A 17,965-nucleotide genomic window follows, 5' to 3' on the forward strand; every position below is an offset into this window, starting at 1 on the left:
CATGTTCTACTGCGCGGCGCCAGGCTTGAATTCACTGACCGTGAAACTCTGTGCATTCAACTGCACAGAATAACCTGTGTTGTTAAGAAGCAGCCGGGCGCGATGTTCGCCAGGCGAAGCGTAATTGGCAAAAACAATCGCTGCCCATGCACGCTCCTTGCCGAAATGCTTTTCATCGAGTCGAACCGCCTGAGTAGGGACCAGCTCATACTGATACACGGTAAACGCTTCAGGAAAGGTGCGCCGCAGATCGTGTCGTGAAGTGAACCACTTGGTGGCCGGCATCGTAAGCAAGGTATCCAATACCGCCTTGTCCTTAACGAGCACCAGGTCCACTGCCAGTGCGCTATTTGCATTCGCGTCGTCTGCAGCGGTGATTGCAAGAGATTTCCAGTCCGGTTCCACCGGTTTGGGATCGAGTCCGATCAGGGAGCGCGACCCCGCTACAACGCTGTTAAGTGCACTACATCCGGACAGAACGACCATCACAAAGGCGACAAGCAGCACCCAGCTATAGCGCCTGGCAAGAGCATGATTAATTTCATCGGTCGGATTAGTCGGTCGTAGCATCGAAGTGACTTTTATATGGCAAATGGGATGGTTTTACGCAAACCGAATCCGACACCGGCGCAAAAAACCGCTAAGAATGCGATCGCCAACAGTAAAGATCCGAAGAGTGCCTGCTTCCGGCTGAATGTCAGCGTAATAGAAAACGCATGCCAAACCTCAGAAACTTGCCCATTATTAATATACAGCCCATCAGACACGAGTGCAAATAAAGCGGACGACACTAGAAACGACAGCAGATTGCGCGCGCCCTCACAAATCCCTTCAATCAGTATGAAAACGGGCAGCACTGCTTCTAATGGTAGTCCTAAGGAGTTCATGACGAATGTCCCCATAATCACGGACTTGACCCCGAAGACACCGACCGACCATAGCGCAGCCAGCCACGACAGCAGGCATATCGTTGTCACTTCACCAACGGTCAGCGTGTGGCCATAGAGATTGGCGATGAAAATTGCAAGCACCGAGAAAAAGAGTGCCTCGCCAGCTTTGACAAAGACCGGGGCGATCGGTGAATACAACTCCACCAGGCCACGGCTAAAGCCGAGTCTGACGCTCATGCTATGGATGAACCCAGGTACGGCCGCCACCGCCACCGGAGAAAAAAGACATACCGTGATCGGCTCGCGCAGCGCCATCAAGACTTCCAGCGGGGATTTTTTCAGCCGCCATGCAATCGCACTGATCGACGCCGCACAGATCAGCAATGCCGCGGTAAAAAAAGCCCCGAGAAAACTCTTTAACAACACCAGGACTTCGAGACCGGCAGCGCTGGTGGCCGCCGCTGCGAGCACGAACGCCGCTGCCGGCAGCAAAGAATTGAATCGATTGACCAACGACTCGAGCGCGCGATAAATACCTTCGAGGATGCCGGTCAGATGCGCGGACGCGTCCGGCTTTTGCGCCGCCACGGCAATTCCGAACACCAGCGCGCCGATCAGGACGGAGGGAAGCGACCCGAACGCCAGTACGGCATAGAAGTTGTCCGGAATGATCGACGGGACTTTCAGCAGGTCTTGCGTATCGGCGCTGATGTCGCGCAGGGACATCATGAACTGAGACTCGGACTTCAAGGCAAACCCGCCCAGTGCCTCGGCTTCATTGCCCGCGATCCCCGCCCCTGCCGATGTCAGGCTGGCAACCAGGATCCCGACGACCGAGCACAAAAGCATCGCGATCACCGACAACACGATCATGAGAAACAGCCGTCGTCCGCTTTTCGGCAATGACGGCAAGCGCTGCAATCCAAAAAATACCGCCAGCACGACAAACGGCAACGATGCCACCTGAATCAGCGACAGATACAGCGTCGATATTGCAGACATGACCGAGACGCTTTCCGGGAACAGCGTGCCTGTCCAACCGCCCAGCAAGACAGCGGCCAGCAGCGTCGCCGGATGCTGGAAAATCTCCCTCAGCTGAATGAGCGGTCTCTTCTGGATCATAGCTGCACCGGCCTTGGGCAAATGACGGACACTGCTGCGCAGCCTGCAATCACGGTAACCGCGGTTCTCGCCATCGCACACACCGGATCGACCGCTGCGAACAGCAGGAATGCGGCTTCAAATGGCAGCCCGAGATAGCTGCAGGTCGTGCCGATCAGCGAAATCGTGACGATCCCGGCCATCCCGGCGGATGCGAATCCCAGCATGATCGAGACCAGCATCAGCAAGCCGACGTCAAGCGCCGAAATGGGACGGCCGTACAGCGCGGCGATAAACAGGGTGCCGCAAATGTAATAGGCAACCGGCCCCATCCGCAGGAGCGAAATGCTCAAGGGCACCAGCAATTCGACCCGCGAACGTGCGAAATTGAGCTTGTTGACGAGGCCGCTCACCATCGCCGGCATACAGGTCGCGCTGTTGTTGGTCGCTACGCCCAGTGCAAATGGCTCGCGCATGGCAGCTACTACCGTTTTCAGCGGCACATCGGCGCGGCGGCCGATCAGCGTGACCGCAAGCGCCAGCAGGATCGCGCATATCACCAGGAATGCCGCCACAAATCCGGCCATCGCCTTGAGCGGCTCCAGGCCGGTCTCCGCAATCTGGCTGGCGGTCATGCAAATCAGGATGAACGGTACCGGCAGGTTGATCCAGTGTGTCAGTGTCTCGCACGCGACATAGATCGTCTCAAGCGCGTGATTCAGGCCGGTCGACATACGGGTAGGCACCTGGCCGACCGCGAACCCGAACAGCAGCGCGAACACCAGCGCCTTGAGGGTTTCGCCATTCGCCAGCGAAGCAAAGATATTCGACGGGATCAGGGAGTGAAGAATATCCTGCAGGGTCATTGCCTTGGGCGGCTCTTCCGGCGTTCGCAACGACATGTCGGTATTGGTCTGGTTTGCATCGATGCTGACGATATTGCCAAGTGCGGCAAGCGTCTCCTGCGGCAGGTCGCTGCCCGGACGGAATAGCAGCGAGCCGGCCGCCGCGAGCACCGCCGTGACTACCGAGATGGCAACAAAGACGATCACGACACTTTTGACTATCCTGCCGGCCCCGCCGTCACGGTATAGATTCTGCAGGCTGAAGATGACGGCCGAAATCATGAACGGCAAGACAATCATCTTGAGCAGATCGACATAGACGACACCGACGATTCCCAGATTCCTGGAGAACGCCGGCGCGGCCCAGCCCAATGCCCCACCCGCCAGGACGCAAGCCAGCACGGTCCACGGATTTAAGGCCCAGCGTTGAAAACGCTGCATTCCGGTCGGGATATCCACAGGCTTCTCTCTAGTTCATCAGTTTCAGTACGCTCGCCACAGTCGGCTTTTCCGGACGCTGGGCTATCACCTCGTTGACAAACGAGAGCAAGGTCGCATCGCGCACACCGATCATCATGCTCAATGACGATTCGAGATCATTGAATGTCACGGTGCGCAGGGTTAACGCAAGACTCGGATCGCGCCGCAAAATAGCCATCACTTCCAGTTCATCCCGATAGGCGGCAACGACTTCGCCCTTTTTTACCGCCGCAACGGCGGCGGTCCAGCTGGGATAAGGGATGATCTTTGCATCGGGAAAATTCCGGCGCCCGAATTCCTCCCATGAGGAACTGGCGATCACGCTGATCCTGCCGGTGAAGTTGCGGAGAACCTGTGGCGGCGGACGTCCGCCCGAAAGCTCGGCAAAACGCACACGGTTGATCAACAGTGCATGGCCAAGACGCATATACGTGCTGGAGAAATGCACGAACTGCCCACGCTTCAAGGTTTTGGCGAGCCGGCTGATGCCCAGGTCCGCCTGACCATTGGCGACGATTTCAGCCACGCTGTCGTAAGTCTCCGGCGAGCGGTCAAAGCGCACCGGAACGCCCAGTTCCTTCCCGATCAATCTGGCGAGATCGACATCCGTTCCGCTCAGTTCGCCATTTTTTTCAGCAAAGAATGGTGGATTGTCTATTTTGAGCATGGCAACAACCAGCTCACCGCGATTGACGATGCGCGCAATATCCGGCGCCAGCCAACGGCCATCGGCGACCTTGACCAGCGGTGACTGCGATGCCGGTTCTGCCGGCATCGGGGCAACCGCCGGGGCCGGAGCAACCGCGGCGGAACGTGTGAGCGCGACCTTTTGCGGCGTAACAGGATCAGCGAACGTCCAGCCATGCACACAGGCACACAGCAGGATAAGGCTGCTAACAAGCATCCGTCCGCCGGACCAGCGGCGCGAATGGATTCGTTGAGTATGCAAACAGGCGTTCATGATGGCATCTTTCAAGGAACTGGCTTCGGCGTCCAGGCCGCCTTGTCCACACCCGGTGTAGCAGCAGCGGCAATGTCAGAGCTCATGCTGCCTGCCATCCGGGTTGCGGCCGCAGCATCCGCCTTGGCGTTGGCGACATAGCTGGCCGGGGTTGCCTTTGGTGTGGCGCCACCCATCCGCTGTCCGACCTGGAAGCCGAGCGTAAAAAGCAGGGCCAGTAACGAGACGCCGCAGAACAGGGTCAGGGCTATCAGGCGCGGTGTCAGGCTGAATCGATATTCCATGATGATCACGCTAAAAATTTGTTAAGGAACCATGACGGTAAACTGTCCGGGGACATCAATACCGATCACCCCGCCCCACATGCACATCAGTTTGGAGGAGTTATTCAGTGCCGGCATATTGCCGGTCAAAACGGTCGGAGCGCCAGGAACCCATGGCGCAGCCGTCGCTGGAATACAAGGCATCGGTGTCAGGACTCCGAGCGCAGCGGCGGTTGCAGCCGCCACCATGGGGTTGGAAACCGACTGGCACATCCCGAACGGCAGAATATTCACGAACGGCTTGTTGTCCATGATGTTGGCAGCCGGCGTCCCGGTCAGAACCCCATTGACCGGCAATACGACCAGGCTTGCCGGCGCTACCCCAAAGGTGCACCGGAGCATCGCACCCATGCAGACTTGTTGTCCCATCAGCCTCCCCTCACCAGTTTTTGCAGCCGCTCCAGCAGATCGGGCGTGGCGGCGGCGGTGTCGGTGCGTCGTCCCTTTGTGTCATACCGTGCCGGCGTCCCTACGGGTACGCCATTGCGGTAGGTCACTTCTTCCATCAGCTCGCCATCCGGCCAGAACCGCCGCATCGGCCCATGCAGCACGTTGGCGCGATAGATGCAGGTCTGGACAATGCTGCCCTGCCGGTCGAAATCGACTGATTCGCCTTCAAGGAGTCCTGCCTTGTACTGCGATTTGCGCATTCGTACGTCTTCGTGGAAAAACTCCGCCGCCCCCTGAATCTGTCCCTTGACGTAATTCATCCGCGCGGTCAGCAGGCCCGCCTCGTCATAAGTCAGCGCTGGTCCCGAAGGAATGCCTTCAACCAGGTTCTGGACCGATACGCAGCGCCCATTCACATACATTTTCATGGTGCCGTGCGCTACACCCTGTACGTATTCGGACTCCTGCGCGAGTGCACCCTCTTCCGTATAAATCGCCATGCTTCCATGCAAAAGGCCGGCCTCGTAATTCGCCTTGAACAACGGCACGCCGTTGTCTCCGAATTTTTCCAGCAGGCCTTGCAATTTACCGTCGAGGACCCGGCAACGCAGCACGACTTGCCCGTCATCGCCGGATTCCTCGATCAGCTGCGGCACCATGCCGGTTGCGGCAGCGGGTGAATCGGCCGCTGCGGCTTCCTGCGATGCATCGTGATGATCAGGAGGTCGGTTCATATCAATTCAGCTTTACCAGCGAACCTTTAAGGACCAGCATTCCGCCTGCTTCCACGGTGTTCATGCCGTCGGCTTTACTACTGATGATTGGCGCCTTGCTTTCGATCTGCGCTGTGCCCTGATTCACGATCTTGAGTCCCTTGTTGGTCAGATTGGTGCCCGCTTCGTTCGTCAGGGCGGTTCCCGCCTTGGCATCCAGCGCCGTCCCGGCTTCAAGCTTGAATGCGGTTTGTGCTTTCTGCTCGATCGCTGCACCGGATTTGATCGTGATCCCGCCGGTCGCTTCGATGGTCAGTTTGCCGTCGATCTTGAGTTGATAGTCACCTGTTACCGTATGGGTAAATTTACCCGAGTTGGTATGGCTTTCGTCGCCGGTCACCTCCAGCGTGCGCGTCCCCTTGACCTTGTGGGTTTCCTTGCCTTTTTTCAGTTCGATGGTACGGTCGCCTTCGTCCAGGGTATGGATTTCCGCTCCCTTTTTCACGGTCGTGGTCAGTGCATTTTCGATTTCGACCAGCATGTCCTTTTGCGCATGCATATACAGCTGCTCGGCATCTTTCTTGTCTTCGAAACGCAGTTCATTGCCTTCGGCTCCCTGCTTTGACGAACGGGTGCGAATCACCGTCTGGGTCTGATTTGCCGGCAAGGTCACCGGCGTGGCATTTTCACCGTTGTACACACAGCCGGTGACCAGCGGCCGTTCCGGATCGCCATTGAGGTAGGTGATCACTACTTCCTGACCAACCCGGGGCAAAAACAACGCGCCGAATCCCTTGCCCGCTGCTGATTGCGCTACCCGGATCCAGGTTGAGCTCTTGTCATCCTTGACGCCGTCACGGTCCCACGGGAATTGCACCTTGATGCGGCCATGCTTGTCCGTCCAGATTTCTTCGCCGCTGGGGCCAACCACGAGCGCGGTTTCGCATCCTACCGCACGCGGCCTGGGTGTCTGGACAGGCGGCCGGAATGGCACCGTCGCCGGAAAGGCTTCGAACGAATTGGTGTACAGGTCATCGTGTGCGGTATGGTGAATCCGCCGCAACACAAATGCTGCATTCAGGCTGGTGACGAAATGATCCTTGAGCGTGAATTTGGTCCCTGCCGTAAAGGAATAGCAAAAGCTATCGCCGCGCAATATTTCGGCCGATACCTGGCTGGCTTCTACCCGTAACTTGGCAATGGCAGTGCCGGCCGCGACCGCCAGATGGCCGGCAGCAAATTCATAAGTCGCACCGTCGCCGGCAGAAGCCGAGTGGGTTCCTTCAAGCGACGTGCTCGGCTTCACAAAATCATAGTCGTTGACAATCGCCTTCTTCAAGGCGATACCGCTTTCATACGCAAACCGCGACACCGTATCAATGGGATTTTCCATGCCGGTTTCCGGGAAAAACCGTACGGTTGCGGCGCCGGTGCAGCTCGCAAAGTTGGACGTCGCATCTCCCAGCACCATGGTGTGACCACTGCTGGTGCAGGTAAAGAAATAGAAGATGCCCGCCTGTTCCATCAGGCGGGAAATAAAATCGAAGGCGGTTTCATCGTACTGGACGCAATAGTCCAGCGGGTCATACGTCTGCGTCAGCTTGTCGGAGAAGGTGATGCCATATTCCGTCAGCACTGCCTTGATGATGTCCGCAACCGATTTCGTCTGGTAGATCTTGCGGTCGCGTGAGAGCGTCAACAGCCACAGCTTCGGCACCAGTTCCGCCTCGTAGCTGGCGAACTCCCGATTAAAACCGCTCTGAATAAAGCGCGACACGATACCGGTGATATAACGGGCGGTGCCGCCCTTGATCGCCATCTTGACTGTCACGGATTTGGCGACGATGCTGGCGGCACTCAGGCTGGTCTTCTCCGAGCGCATATGCAGGTTGAACTTGAACAGCTCCGAAATACCCTCGCTGCCTTCCATGGCATCGAGCAGCAGATCATCTGTCCCAAACGGTGTCGTGACTGTGAGCAGACCTCCCGCTTGTTTGAATCCGGTTCTCATGCGCGGCTACCGATTTGTGCGCCCAAGGCGCTATCCTGGAAGTCGAATGCAAACTGGTTATCCGAGGACACACGCATGTGAATCGACGTGAAAGGCTGCAACATCGACATGCGCTCCAGTACCAGCGAAGAGAGCTGCGGCAGCACCGTCTGCGTCAGGATGAAGTCGATATTGCGGGCGCCGCTGTCGACTTCGGTGCAACGTGCCGTCACCAGCTCCGTCACACTATCGTCCCAGGTGAACTTGGCGTTATGGTTTTCCGCAAACCGTTGCGCCAGCTTTTCCAGCTTGAGATCGACGATGTTGCGGATCTGCTCGTCGCCGAGCGGATAATACGGCACCAGCACCAAGCGTCCCAGGAATGCCGGGCTGAACTGGCGCAGCAGTGCCGGGCGCAGTCGTTCGGTCAGCTCGGTCACGTCGGGCCGCCGGCCGGCACCGCAAGCCTGCGTGATCACATCCTGTGCCGCATTCGAAGTCAGCAGGATCAGGGTATTTTTGAAATCGATGGAAATGCCTTCACCATCTTCCATCGTGCCTTTATCAAAGACTTGAAAGAACATCTCCAGCACATCCGGATGGGCTTTTTCCATTTCGTCGAGCAGCACCACGCTGTAGGGGCGACGCCGGACCGCCTCGGTCAACACACCGCCTTTTCCATAGCCGACATAGCCGGGCGGTGCGCCTTTCAGACTGGAGATCGAATGCGCTTCCTGGAATTCGGACATATTGATGGTGACCATATTGCGTTCACCACCGTACAGCATGTCGGCCAGCGCAAACGCAGTTTCGGTTTTTCCGACGCCGCTAGGTCCCACCAGCATGAAGACGCCAACCGGCTTGCCTGGGTCATCCAGTTCCGCGCGGAAGGTTCGCACCCGGCGCGCGATTGCATCCAGTGCCTGATCCTGTCCTACGACACGTTCGGCCAGGCGGTCCTTCAGATGCAGCACGGTGTGAATTTCATCCGCCAGCATTTTGCCAACCGGGATGCCGGTCCAGCCGGAGATCACGTCCGCGACGATGTTCGAATCGACACACACGGGCACCAGAGGCTCGTCATCCTGGATGGCTTCGAGTCCTTTTTGCAAACGCTGCAACTGCGCCGCGCGCGATGCCCGGATGTCGTCATCGGCTTCTTCGCCATTGTTGACCGAGTCCGCGATTTTCTGGCGTAACGCGAGGATTTCCTGGACCGCACGGCGTTCATCCGACAGCTTCTCCGCCAGCCTGGACTGCCGTTCGCGCAGTCCCTTGAGCTGCTTGTCGACTCGGCTGATCTCGTCCGCCCTATCCTCGCCGCGTGCGTGCTGCTGCTGCATGATGCGCAACTCTTCACTCATCAGCATGATCTCGCGGTCAAGCGATTCGAGCTGGGAGGGTGAACCTGACTGGCCGATCGCCACCCGCGCGCAGGCAGTGTCGAGTACGCTGATAGCCTTGTCAGGCAACTGCCTGCCAGTGATATAACGGTCGGACAGCCGCACGGCGTCAAGCACGGCTTCATCGAGAATCTCGACCCCGTGGTGCTTCTCGAGGGTTGCGACCATGCCGCGCAACATGCCGACTGCGACGTCCTGCACTGGCTCTTCGACTTTGACAACCTGGAACCGGCGCGCCAGCGCGGGGTCACGTTCCACGTATTTCTTGTATTCGGCCCAAGTCGTGGCCGCAATGGTGCGCAGTTCGCCGCGTGCGAGTGCGGGTTTGAGCAGATTGGCCGCGTCGCCCTGTCCTTCGGCGCCGCCGGCACCGATCAGCTGATGCGCCTCGTCGATAAACAGGATGATCGGCGTGGCCGATGCGCGCACTTCCGCAATCACCGACTTCAGGCGGTTTTCAAATTCGCCCTTGATGCCCGCTCCAGCCTGGAGCAAGCCTAAATCCAGCGTACGGACCGACACGTTGGCGAGCGCCGGCGGCACTGCGCCTTGCGCAACACGCTGCGCGAATCCTTCCACAACCGCAGTTTTTCCGACACCGGCTTCACCGGTAAGAATCGGATTGTTCTGGCGGCGGCGCAGCAGGATATCGATGATCTGACGGATCTCTTCATCGCGGCCCCGGATCGGGTCGATCCGGCCTTCGCGGGCAAGCGCGGTCATATCCACGGTGAACTGGTCCAGCGACGGGGTTGCACCGCTGCGGCTGGATGGCAGTTCCGGCATGCGGCCGGGTGTGCCCGAGCCCGCCGGCACAGCGTTGGCAGCGGCTGCAATGTGTCCCGCGTCGCCGCCATCTTCTGCCGATCTGGCGAGCAGCGTCGACAGCTCGGTCCGAAGTTGTCCGCGCGGAATTTTCAGTAAATCCGGCGCGGTTTCGATCAGCAGGCCACGCAGGCTGTCGACCTCAAGCATGGCAAGGATGACCGTTCCGGACCGGATCTGCTGGCTGCCAAGCAGCATCGAGCTTAGCAGCCATGCTTCCTGAAACAGCGGCATGAAATGCGGGGACAGTGCGGGCGTGCGGCCATTGCCGCGTTTGAACCCGTCCATGCTTTGCTGCAATTGCATCGTGACTGTATTGGCGTTGACTTCGAAACGCTCGAGTACCAGCTTCAGGTCGGGGGCTCCGGATTCGATGAGCCTGACCAAGAGATGTTCAAGTTCGACATTGAACTGGGTTTGCTTCACGCACAGTTCAGCCGCCTCCACCATCGCGCGTTTGCACTCTGGATTGAGTTTGGCCAGCAGGGTACGGATATCGATTTCCATGGCGATCAGGTTCTTTCCGGCGACGTCAGCTTACTGTCCTGTACTGCTGTTGCCGTCTGCAGCACGAAGCATGGTGGTTGGTAACGCACCGGGGCGCGATCCGCCACAGAATGCGGGCTGTTGCCGGCGGGACTGCACAGCCAGGCACTCAGGCCCAGACGTGGCGCCAGCGGGTCAACATGTCCGAGACGGGTCGATGGCTGGCTCTTGAGGTCAAGCCGCACTACAACTTGAATATCGCGCTGCAGATGGCGTGCCACCAGCCACCCCAGCAACGCGCTGGCTTCGCCACCCGGCAGTAACGATGAAAACAATGCTGTGTCAAGCGGCAGGGTCGACAGTTCCATCCCCGCACCCTGATCCCAGGCCCGTGCCCCCAGGCAGGCACCCATGCCCAGGCGCGACTGCGCACCGAACGGCCGCTTCCGGTCATGCAGACAAGCCTGTTCCTGAGTCGCCAGCGCATTCCAGCCACCAACGAACTGGCGTCCCGAAAAATGCACGCCGAGCCGGTCACGCACGACCGCAAGCAGCGATGCCATTGACCGCGGCGCGGCGCCCTGCACGCCTGCATGACGCAGCCACGCCAATTCGCCGTTGGGGCCGCGCGCATCTTCCATACGCCCCAACCCGGAGAGCGCATCCAGACTGCGCACCAACGGCGCGTCGGCAACATCGCCCGCGCTGAGTGCCAGATGGTGCTTGCGCCTGCCGCGGTAAAAAAACCCCAGCAGACGTTGATTGAAAATGTCGAGAAAATCCAGCCCGGCATGATCACGCATGCGGCGGCGCTCCATGATCATCTCGGTAAACGGCATTGGCAGGGAACCCTGTGCGCCAGCGAGGGAGAACGCGCTGGACTTTAGTGTCAACGGCGGCCCCGGCCGGTCGCTGTCCGCCACACTGCTGATATCGCTGGGAGCGAAAGCCAGATCGACCTGGGATGCAAGCCGCACTGCTTCATCGATCCCGAGAGAGGTGCCCACCGGTTCGCGCGCAGGCTCGCTACGCTCCAGGATGCTAATTGCCTGGAACAGGTCGAAGTCATGCGGACTCTCCCGCAACAGGGACATCAGATCAGACATTGCCGTCCACTCATTGCGGGCCACTGCATCCACGGTTCTCCACCGCGCTGCACTGACAATCTGACAAAGGAATTCGCCGCGGTATACAGTGCAAAAAAGCGTGACAACACACCTGCCAGAACCAGGGGAGAGGTACCGACAAACGCTTCGGCATCGAATTCGAGGCTGATGTCAGTACCGCGACAATGGCCTCGCCAGGTATCAGTGCCCAGCCTGGCCGTTGCGACCGACGCAGTCAGGTTCTTGATGCCACGCACCTGCGCCTGGTCACGCGCGCTGTCGCCGGCGAACAGCATGAGCATTTGCTGCAAAGTTTGTACGCCATTGGTGCCGTCCACCAGCGAACGATGGTTCAGCCGCAACAACGATACCAGTGACCACAAGGCCTTGGCCGACATCACGGGCAGCCGTTGCGCGCTGGGCTGATACAACGTGCGGATGCGCGTAGAGGTCGAAATGCCATCGCCAAAGAACCGGGTGCCAGGCGAGATCTGCTCCGCGAGCATGCGATTGGTACACAGCAGCTGCGCATAGACGACCGGTTCGTCCGGCGTGACGTGCACATTGCTGCGGTCGATAAAGCTGAGGAACACATCGGTTCCGCTGATGTCCTTGCGCAGGCTCATCTCGCGACGCATCGACCAGAAGATCGACTTGTTGTCGGAGGTATTGCTGTCCGATTGCGCAAACACACATGGAATGAGTTCCGGGCGGTCCGACTGCGGATCTGACGCGGTGACGGACACCACCGAATGCACTTCTGTTACTGCATCACGCTGGTAATCGGGGATCAGGCGATATTCATAGTGACGCCGGTCAAACCAGATCGGCTCGCTGGTCTTCGGAAACAGATTGATGACGGGAACGCAGCCAAGCAGGAAGTTATCTGCCGAGAGCAGCGATAGCACGCGCGCGCTCCGGTTAAAGATGAAGCGCACCGAAAAACCCTGACCGGCGCCCAGCAGGCCGCGCAATCCAGTCAGGTCGAAAAACTGGAATTTGCGCGGGAACGCGAAATACTCCTGCAACAGGCCGTAAGCAGGATGCGCGTGTGCCGGTTGAGGCAACACTTCTTCACCTTCGTCAAAGCCGACTTCGCGCAGATTGCGGGGACTCAATCGATGGAGTGCGCCCTGCCCGGTCACCAGTTCAATACGCTCAAGTCCGCTGATGAGGAGTTCATGCAGCGGCATTGTGGTCAGCAGGTCTCCCGACAAATGAAATCTTAGACTATCGAGTTCCAGGTCCGACACATCGATGCCGGCATCGCATTGCACTTCCAGGCGCAGGGTGCGCGTGTCTTCCAGTTTGGTTGACGCAATCTGCAGCGGCCACAGCGTGGTATTCCATCCAACCTGAAACCGGCAATTTTCTCCGCTGGACGCGGTGGCCGACAGCATCGTGCCCCGTGCCACCGGCATGCCGGAAGTTACCTTGCCCTGTGACGAATCCAGCGTCATCTGGACCACGGTCATGGCTGGTACAGGTTGTGTCAGGCTGGGACACAGATTATCCAGCATCGCTCCAGCGATCGTCGGAAAGTCCCGATCCAGATCGCGATGGACGCGTGCAGTCATGAAGGCAACTGCTTCGATCAGGTGCTCGGTATGAGGATCCGGGGATTCCGCCCCGGTCAGTGCCAGGCGTTGGGCAACTTTGGGATAGCGTGCAGCGAAATCGGCTGACTGCGTACGCAGATACAGCAGTTCCCGCCGGTAGTATTCAAGAATATCGTCCTGCGTATTCACGGCATTGTCCTAAGCGGGTCCGCAAAAGTTTTCTGACAAAACCCGCTACATTTGTATTTCGCTCCCTCTCCCGTAGGCGGGAGAGGGCTGGGGTGAGGGTGATTGTGACGAAGAGCGGCCTTGACAAACACCCTCATCCCCGCCCCTTCTCCCGCCCGCGGGAGAAGGGAGTGCTGAACACGACGTATTAAAAAACTTGTGCGGACCTGCTTAGATGGCGCCTGTGCGAATTGCAGGAACATGATACCGGCAGCGCTCATGCTGCCGCCTCTACTTGTGCAGATTGTGCACTCAGAGCAACATCGAAATTCACACGGCACAGTTGCGTTCCCAGCATCACGGCGGCAGCGATCGTCGCCCGCGCGCCATAGTGCTTTACCGGGTCGGGCTTTACTTCGATCTGTACATGGGACAGCCTGGGCTCATACATCTCAATGCATCGTTCGAGAACGTTCGCCCAGATTTCCAGATCAATTTGTGATTGCGGCGACAGGCTCAAGCTGTCGGGCAAGCCGTAATGCAGCACCGACAGTTCACAGGTGAGATATTCTTGAATCGTGAGTGCGTTTCGGACGTTGAACAGGCGTGCAAGATCAAGTTGCAATGAATGTTGCAGACCGCCCGCATCCAGAAGCCGGCCATCCTGTGAAGCATGGGCAACGCCGCTGAGTCGATCAAACAACGGAACAATCGACGCCGCGATAGCTTTTGACATGATCTCGAAACACTCTGTCGAAATGACTTTCCCGGCATCGGTACGCTGTTGCGTAAAGCATTGCGTGGGTGCCGGGCGTAGTCAGGGAAGCCGGAGCATCCAGTAAAGACTGGATGCCATATCCATCAGTCGGCCTTCATTGTCTCCAGATTCCAGTTCCAGGTGCCGGTACCCTTCGCGGTCGAATCCGTCTTCTGCTGAGTGAAATCACACTTGATCTTGCTAAATGCAAGCGAGAACGAATCCGACGGAATCCCGCCACCACCCGAGGTGCTGATACTGGAGATCATGGCGTTGGTAAACTCGTACTTAAAGAAACTCATGTATACGCCGTTTTCCACGCGACCTACGTGCAATGTCGCGGTACCGATCTTCGTACCCTGCGAACAAGCCTTGTACAGTTCGGTCGTTGACAGGTCGGACATCTTGGAAAATGAAATTTCCGAAAACGACGGACGGCCCGCAGTACGCTCGGTATTTGCCGAATCCATCTGCATTGGAATTGACGCGCCGTGCGAATACGACAATACAATCAGCTTGTCTGCATAGTCCTTGATCTGGCAATTGCCTTTGATCGTGGTTCCCAGATCCAAAATTAATACGTCGGACATTACTGTCTCCAAATTTAAGGTGCTAGATCAGGCGCCATGACGGCGCCTGATCTAGCAGAACAGGTTAAAAATAAATTAGAGATTAAGCCGCTGCGGCTGGCAATTCGGCGACCAGCCGGATTGATGTTGTCAGCTCTTCCATCTGGAAGTGCGGACGCAGGAACACCGTTGCGGAGTATGCGCCAGGCTTGCCGGCAACTTCTGTCACATCGACACGGCCTTCTGCCAGCGGGAAGCGCGCCTTTTCGCCCTGGGTCGCATTTGGGCTCAGCAGCACGTAAGAGCTCAGCCAGTTGTTGAGGTAGGTCTCGACGCTCTGACGGGTCTGGAAGCTACCGACTTTGTCGCGCATGATGACTTTGATGTAATGCGCAAAGCGTGAGGCGGCTAACACATAAGGCAAACGCGATGACAGCGCTGCGTTGGCGTTGGCTGAATCCAGGTTGTAAAGCTTAGGCTTGTTGACCGTCTGGCCGCCGAAGAACGCAGCAAAGTCCGAACCCTTGGAATTGACTGCAGCAATGAAGCCGAGGTCATTGAGCTCTTTTTCGCGACGGTCGGTAATGGTGACTTCAGTCGGGCATTTCAGTACGACATCGCCTTCGTCGGTTTTGTACGTATGCGCTGTCATGCCGGCAATCTTGCCACCGCCTTCGACGCCGCGAATCGCGGTGGTCCAGCTGTGCTTGGCATAGGCGTCGGTAATACGCAGTCCGAGCTGATAAGCCGAGTTCGCCCACAGATACTTCGAGTGGTCTTTGCCGTTGACTTCTTCTTCGAAATTGAAGCTCTCGACCGGAGAAGTCTTTGCGCCATAGGGCAGGCGGGCAGCGTAACGCGGCAGCACCAGCGCGACATAGCGGGAATCTTCGGTTTCGCGGAAACCACGCCATGAAGCGAGTTCGGCGCTTTCGAAAATTTTGGACATATCGCGTGGCACACCGAGTTCGGTGAATTCACCCATGTCGAACAGGGAAGGCGCTGCCGCAGAAATGAATGGCGCGTGGGCCGCAGCTGCCACCTTGGACAGGCGCTGAAGCAAGGCGATATCCTGCGGATGACGGCCGAAATAGTAATCACCGATCAGCAACGAATATGGATTGCCGCCGAAGGTACCGTATTCTTCTTCGTAGACCTTCTTGAACAACATGCTCATGTCATGATCGACCGCAGTTTCCAGGTCCTTCAGCAATTCCTTCTTTGACACGTTCAGCAGACGCAGCTTCAGGGTCGGACCGGTTTCAGTGCCCATGACCATGTCGTGCAGACCGCGCCAGGAAGCTTCGAGCTTCTGGAACTCAGGGTGATGCATGATCGCGTTGAGCTGATCGGTCAGGATGCGGTCGATCTCCGCGACACGCTCATTGATCATTGCCACCACGCCTTTGTCCGGCGCGGTTTTCATGCCTTCATCAAGAATCTGGGTAGCGAATTGCCCGAGAAGGGTTTTTGCGTAGGCTTTTTGCGATGGCTCGATCGCCATCTTGCCTTCCTGGACGATGCGGTCCAGCAGGCCGAGTTCTTCGGTGGACGTGCTTGCGCCGCCCTGCGCAGCTTGACTAGTTGCCATAGTTTAACTCTCTGTATTCGATTGTAAGATGAGCGCGCTGCGCACTATCAGGCTGGCGCCGCCTCAGATTCACCTTCAGCAGGAGCTGCCGGGGCGACTGCTGAAGCTGCCGGAGCATCCGATGCTGAGGAGCCTTGGCCCTTGAGGGTCTGGAGTTCCTGAGTGTTCTGGATAATGTTTTCCAGTAGCGCATCGAGCTCATCGTTGCCATCGAGCTTGCCCAGCAAGTCGCGCAGTTGCTGACGCACTTCGAGCAGCTTGGCCAGGCGGGGAACCTGCTTGACAATGGATTCAGGGTGGAAGTGTTCAAATTCCGTGAAATTCAGTTCAACCTTAAGATTGCCCTGTCCTTTCAGGGTATCCGGTACAGGAATATCCAGTCGCGGGGCGATCTTGCCCATCACTTCGCTGAAGTTATCACGATCGATTTCAATCAGGCGCCGATCCTTGAGTTTCGGCGGCGGCACAAGCGGCTGCCCGGACAGGTCAGCCAAAAGGCCGACGACGAGCGGCAATTCCTTTTTCTCGGAAGCGCCACCGGTTTCGACGTCATACGTTATCTGAACGCGTGGAGGACGATTGCGTCCCACCCATTTTTGCAAGCTGTCTGACATTCCCTCACCCTCACTTAGGTTTACTGGACTAGTGATCATTGGAGTGGTCCCCCAAGACGAGATGACCCTTAAGTCAGCTTCGCTTTGGCTTTGGTTTGAACTCCGTCCCAAAGTATGACTAGTAACAACTAGTTTCTAAGAATCAATCTTATGGTAGGTGGAAAAAGTTCCACCAACAAGCATTTTTTTAATTTTTGTCAAAGAAGATTTTATGTTTCGTTCGTTTTCCCAAAACTGGTGCACTGCAGTGTGAAACGGAATCTGTTATGCCGGACATCGCCAACCAGCCATGACAACGCAATCAATTTTCAGACGAACTCTTTGCTTGCTGCATCTGTCAACCGTGCACGTAGCGCTTCCTTAAGCGCAGAGTCCGCATCTTTAGCCATGGCGGGGACTGGTGGCAATGTGGCGGCGCCAGGCGGTGCTGGATTTACAGCCTCCATGGTCGAACGTGCCGCATCATCCTGCATTTCCTTCATCGGCTTTTCGGACGGCGTGGCCACACTATCAGCCGGCACCTCAGCGGTGCTTATTCCGGGTGCTAAGGCTTCGAGTACCGATGCTTTCGCTACGACGGTGCCTTCGGGCCCCGCCGCCGCCGGCAGGATTTCTTGCAGGGGGATGTCCTGGATCTGAGGCTTTTTAACACCTTTGGCCGCACCAGCCTGCCCGTCCCCAACCTGCTTGAAGATGTCGGACGGTGATTTTGCGTCCGCGCCGATTGGTTCCACGGCCGCTTTTTTCGCAGACAGTGCCGCGTCCGTACCCGCCGCATTCTGCGTCGCGGCGGGAGCAGTAATGTCATTTTCAACGACCTCGCCCTCCGGCAAAGCTTGTCCGGAAGCTGGATTTTTTATGCCGATCGCATTATCACCTTCCATTGCAGCCAGCACCTCTTTTCCGCTTTTCGCACTGAGATCCAGGGCTTCGCCTTGCTCCGGCAGACGATCAGATGCAGTGCCTGGCGGCAGTTCAATCGCCGCTTTCCCGAGTGGCTTGTCAGATTGTGGCGCAGCCGGAGTGTCTTTCGAGTCTGGCAAAGAAGGCTTGTCTGGCCTCTCTACCGGCGTTGCGACTTTCTCTGCGATCCCGGCATTTTCGTCATCCATTGTGCTGCCCGCGGGCTGCAGCCCTGCGGCAGATGCCGCTTCCGGCATCTCTGAGGCGGTGCTGTCCGCAACAGGTGAGCCA

At 57.7% G+C, this 17,965-nt stretch carries 16 protein-coding genes; all 16 read right to left on the reverse strand.

The genetic code is table 11. The features are described from left to right. Nucleotides 1-6: 6 nt before the first annotated feature. Entirely contained in the window at nucleotides 7-570 is a 564-nt protein-coding gene (locus D3871_RS29600; RefSeq protein WP_233575876.1) for a hypothetical protein, read from the reverse strand. An 11-nt stretch (nucleotides 571-581) separates the two neighbouring features. Further along, a complete protein-coding gene (locus tag D3871_RS29605) occupies nucleotides 582-2,012 on the reverse strand; it encodes a dicarboxylate/amino acid:cation symporter (protein ID WP_119772719.1) in 1,431 nt (476 codons plus the stop codon). Further along, nucleotides 2,009-3,295 carry a dicarboxylate/amino acid:cation symporter gene (locus tag D3871_RS29610; RefSeq protein ID WP_233575878.1) on the reverse strand — a complete coding sequence of 429 codons (1,287 nt, stop codon included), beginning with the start codon at nucleotides 3,293-3,295 and terminating at the stop codon, nucleotides 2,009-2,011. The genes D3871_RS29605 and D3871_RS29610 overlap by 4 nt, the downstream gene beginning before the upstream one ends. A 10-nt stretch (nucleotides 3,296-3,305) precedes the next feature. Next, the gene (locus D3871_RS29615; protein WP_199724958.1) at nucleotides 3,306-4,220 is read right to left on the reverse strand and encodes a substrate-binding periplasmic protein; all 915 of its coding nucleotides are present in this window, start codon (nucleotides 4,218-4,220) and stop codon (nucleotides 3,306-3,308) included. 68 nt (nucleotides 4,221-4,288) lie between these two features. Continuing rightward, the gene (locus tag D3871_RS29620) at nucleotides 4,289-4,561 is read right to left on the reverse strand and encodes a hypothetical protein (protein WP_119772919.1); all 273 of its coding nucleotides are present in this window, start codon (nucleotides 4,559-4,561) and stop codon (nucleotides 4,289-4,291) included. 21 nt (nucleotides 4,562-4,582) lie between these two features. Next, nucleotides 4,583-4,969 carry a DUF4280 domain-containing protein gene (locus D3871_RS29625; protein ID WP_119772721.1) on the reverse strand — a complete coding sequence of 129 codons (387 nt, stop codon included), beginning with the start codon at nucleotides 4,967-4,969 and terminating at the stop codon, nucleotides 4,583-4,585. Beyond that, entirely contained in the window at nucleotides 4,969-5,724 is a 756-nt protein-coding gene (locus tag D3871_RS29630) for a toxin-antitoxin system YwqK family antitoxin (protein WP_233575880.1), read from the reverse strand. The genes D3871_RS29625 and D3871_RS29630 overlap by 1 nt, the downstream gene beginning before the upstream one ends. 1 nt (nucleotide 5,725) lies before the next feature. Continuing rightward, the gene (locus D3871_RS29635) at nucleotides 5,726-7,714 is read right to left on the reverse strand and encodes a type VI secretion system Vgr family protein (RefSeq protein ID WP_119772722.1); all 1,989 of its coding nucleotides are present in this window, start codon (nucleotides 7,712-7,714) and stop codon (nucleotides 5,726-5,728) included. Beyond that, nucleotides 7,711-10,428 carry a type VI secretion system ATPase TssH gene (tssH, locus tag D3871_RS29640; protein WP_119772723.1) on the reverse strand — a complete coding sequence of 906 codons (2,718 nt, stop codon included), beginning with the start codon at nucleotides 10,426-10,428 and terminating at the stop codon, nucleotides 7,711-7,713. Before tssH ends, D3871_RS29635 begins: the two co-directional genes overlap by 4 nt. 5 nt (nucleotides 10,429-10,433) lie before the next feature. Next, on the reverse strand, nucleotides 10,434-11,513 hold the full coding sequence (gene tssG / locus D3871_RS29645) for a type VI secretion system baseplate subunit TssG (protein WP_233575882.1): 1,080 nt from the start codon (nucleotides 11,511-11,513) through the stop codon (nucleotides 10,434-10,436). Continuing rightward, a complete protein-coding gene (tssF, locus tag D3871_RS29650; protein WP_119772724.1) occupies nucleotides 11,501-13,261 on the reverse strand; it encodes a type VI secretion system baseplate subunit TssF in 1,761 nt (586 codons plus the stop codon). Before tssF ends, tssG begins: the two co-directional genes overlap by 13 nt. A gap of 256 nt (nucleotides 13,262-13,517) precedes the next feature. Then, the gene (gene tssE, locus D3871_RS29660) at nucleotides 13,518-13,976 is read right to left on the reverse strand and encodes a type VI secretion system baseplate subunit TssE (RefSeq protein ID WP_119772726.1); all 459 of its coding nucleotides are present in this window, start codon (nucleotides 13,974-13,976) and stop codon (nucleotides 13,518-13,520) included. A gap of 125 nt (nucleotides 13,977-14,101) precedes the next feature. Further along, entirely contained in the window at nucleotides 14,102-14,587 is a 486-nt protein-coding gene (locus tag D3871_RS29665) for an Hcp family type VI secretion system effector (protein ID WP_119772727.1), read from the reverse strand. Between the two features lie 82 nt (nucleotides 14,588-14,669). Beyond that, nucleotides 14,670-16,157 carry a type VI secretion system contractile sheath large subunit gene (gene tssC, locus D3871_RS29670; protein WP_119772728.1) on the reverse strand — a complete coding sequence of 496 codons (1,488 nt, stop codon included), beginning with the start codon at nucleotides 16,155-16,157 and terminating at the stop codon, nucleotides 14,670-14,672. A gap of 47 nt (nucleotides 16,158-16,204) precedes the next feature. After that, nucleotides 16,205-16,771 carry a type VI secretion system contractile sheath small subunit gene (gene tssB, locus D3871_RS29675; protein ID WP_119772729.1) on the reverse strand — a complete coding sequence of 189 codons (567 nt, stop codon included), beginning with the start codon at nucleotides 16,769-16,771 and terminating at the stop codon, nucleotides 16,205-16,207. A 308-nt stretch (nucleotides 16,772-17,079) separates the two neighbouring features. Next, a partial coding sequence (locus D3871_RS29680; RefSeq protein WP_420799689.1) for a hypothetical protein occupies nucleotides 17,080-17,965 on the reverse strand: 886 nt, incomplete at its 5' end.

The sequence above is a fragment of the Noviherbaspirillum saxi genome, assembly GCF_003591035.1.
GTDB classification, from domain to species: Bacteria; Pseudomonadota; Gammaproteobacteria; order Burkholderiales; family Burkholderiaceae_D; genus Noviherbaspirillum; species Noviherbaspirillum saxi.

Coding starts and splice junctions, on each gene's coding strand:
- D3871_RS29600 (WP_233575876.1), bottom strand. CDS start 570: ATGCTACGACCGACTAATCCGACCGATGAAATTAATCATGCTCTTGCC.
- tssB (WP_119772729.1), bottom strand. CDS start 16,771: ATGTCAGACAGCTTGCAAAAATGGGTGGGACGCAATCGTCCTCCACGC.
- tssH (WP_119772723.1), bottom strand. CDS start 10,428: ATGGAAATCGATATCCGTACCCTGCTGGCCAAACTCAATCCAGAGTGC.
- D3871_RS29630 (WP_233575880.1), bottom strand. CDS start 5,724: ATGAACCGACCTCCTGATCATCACGATGCATCGCAGGAAGCCGCAGCG.
- tssC (WP_119772728.1), bottom strand. CDS start 16,157: ATGGCAACTAGTCAAGCTGCGCAGGGCGGCGCAAGCACGTCCACCGAA.
- D3871_RS29635 (WP_119772722.1), bottom strand. CDS start 7,714: ATGAGAACCGGATTCAAACAAGCGGGAGGTCTGCTCACAGTCACGACA.
- D3871_RS29625 (WP_119772721.1), bottom strand. CDS start 4,969: ATGGGACAACAAGTCTGCATGGGTGCGATGCTCCGGTGCACCTTTGGG.
- D3871_RS29620 (WP_119772919.1), bottom strand. CDS start 4,561: ATGGAATATCGATTCAGCCTGACACCGCGCCTGATAGCCCTGACCCTG.
- D3871_RS29665 (WP_119772727.1), bottom strand. CDS start 14,587: ATGTCCGACGTATTAATTTTGGATCTGGGAACCACGATCAAAGGCAAT.
- D3871_RS29615 (WP_199724958.1), bottom strand. CDS start 4,220: ATGCTTGTTAGCAGCCTTATCCTGCTGTGTGCCTGTGTGCATGGCTGG.
- tssG (WP_233575882.1), bottom strand. CDS start 11,513: ATGTCTGATCTGATGTCCCTGTTGCGGGAGAGTCCGCATGACTTCGAC.
- D3871_RS29605 (WP_119772719.1), bottom strand. CDS start 2,012: ATGATCCAGAAGAGACCGCTCATTCAGCTGAGGGAGATTTTCCAGCAT.
- tssE (WP_119772726.1), bottom strand. CDS start 13,976: ATGTCAAAAGCTATCGCGGCGTCGATTGTTCCGTTGTTTGATCGACTC.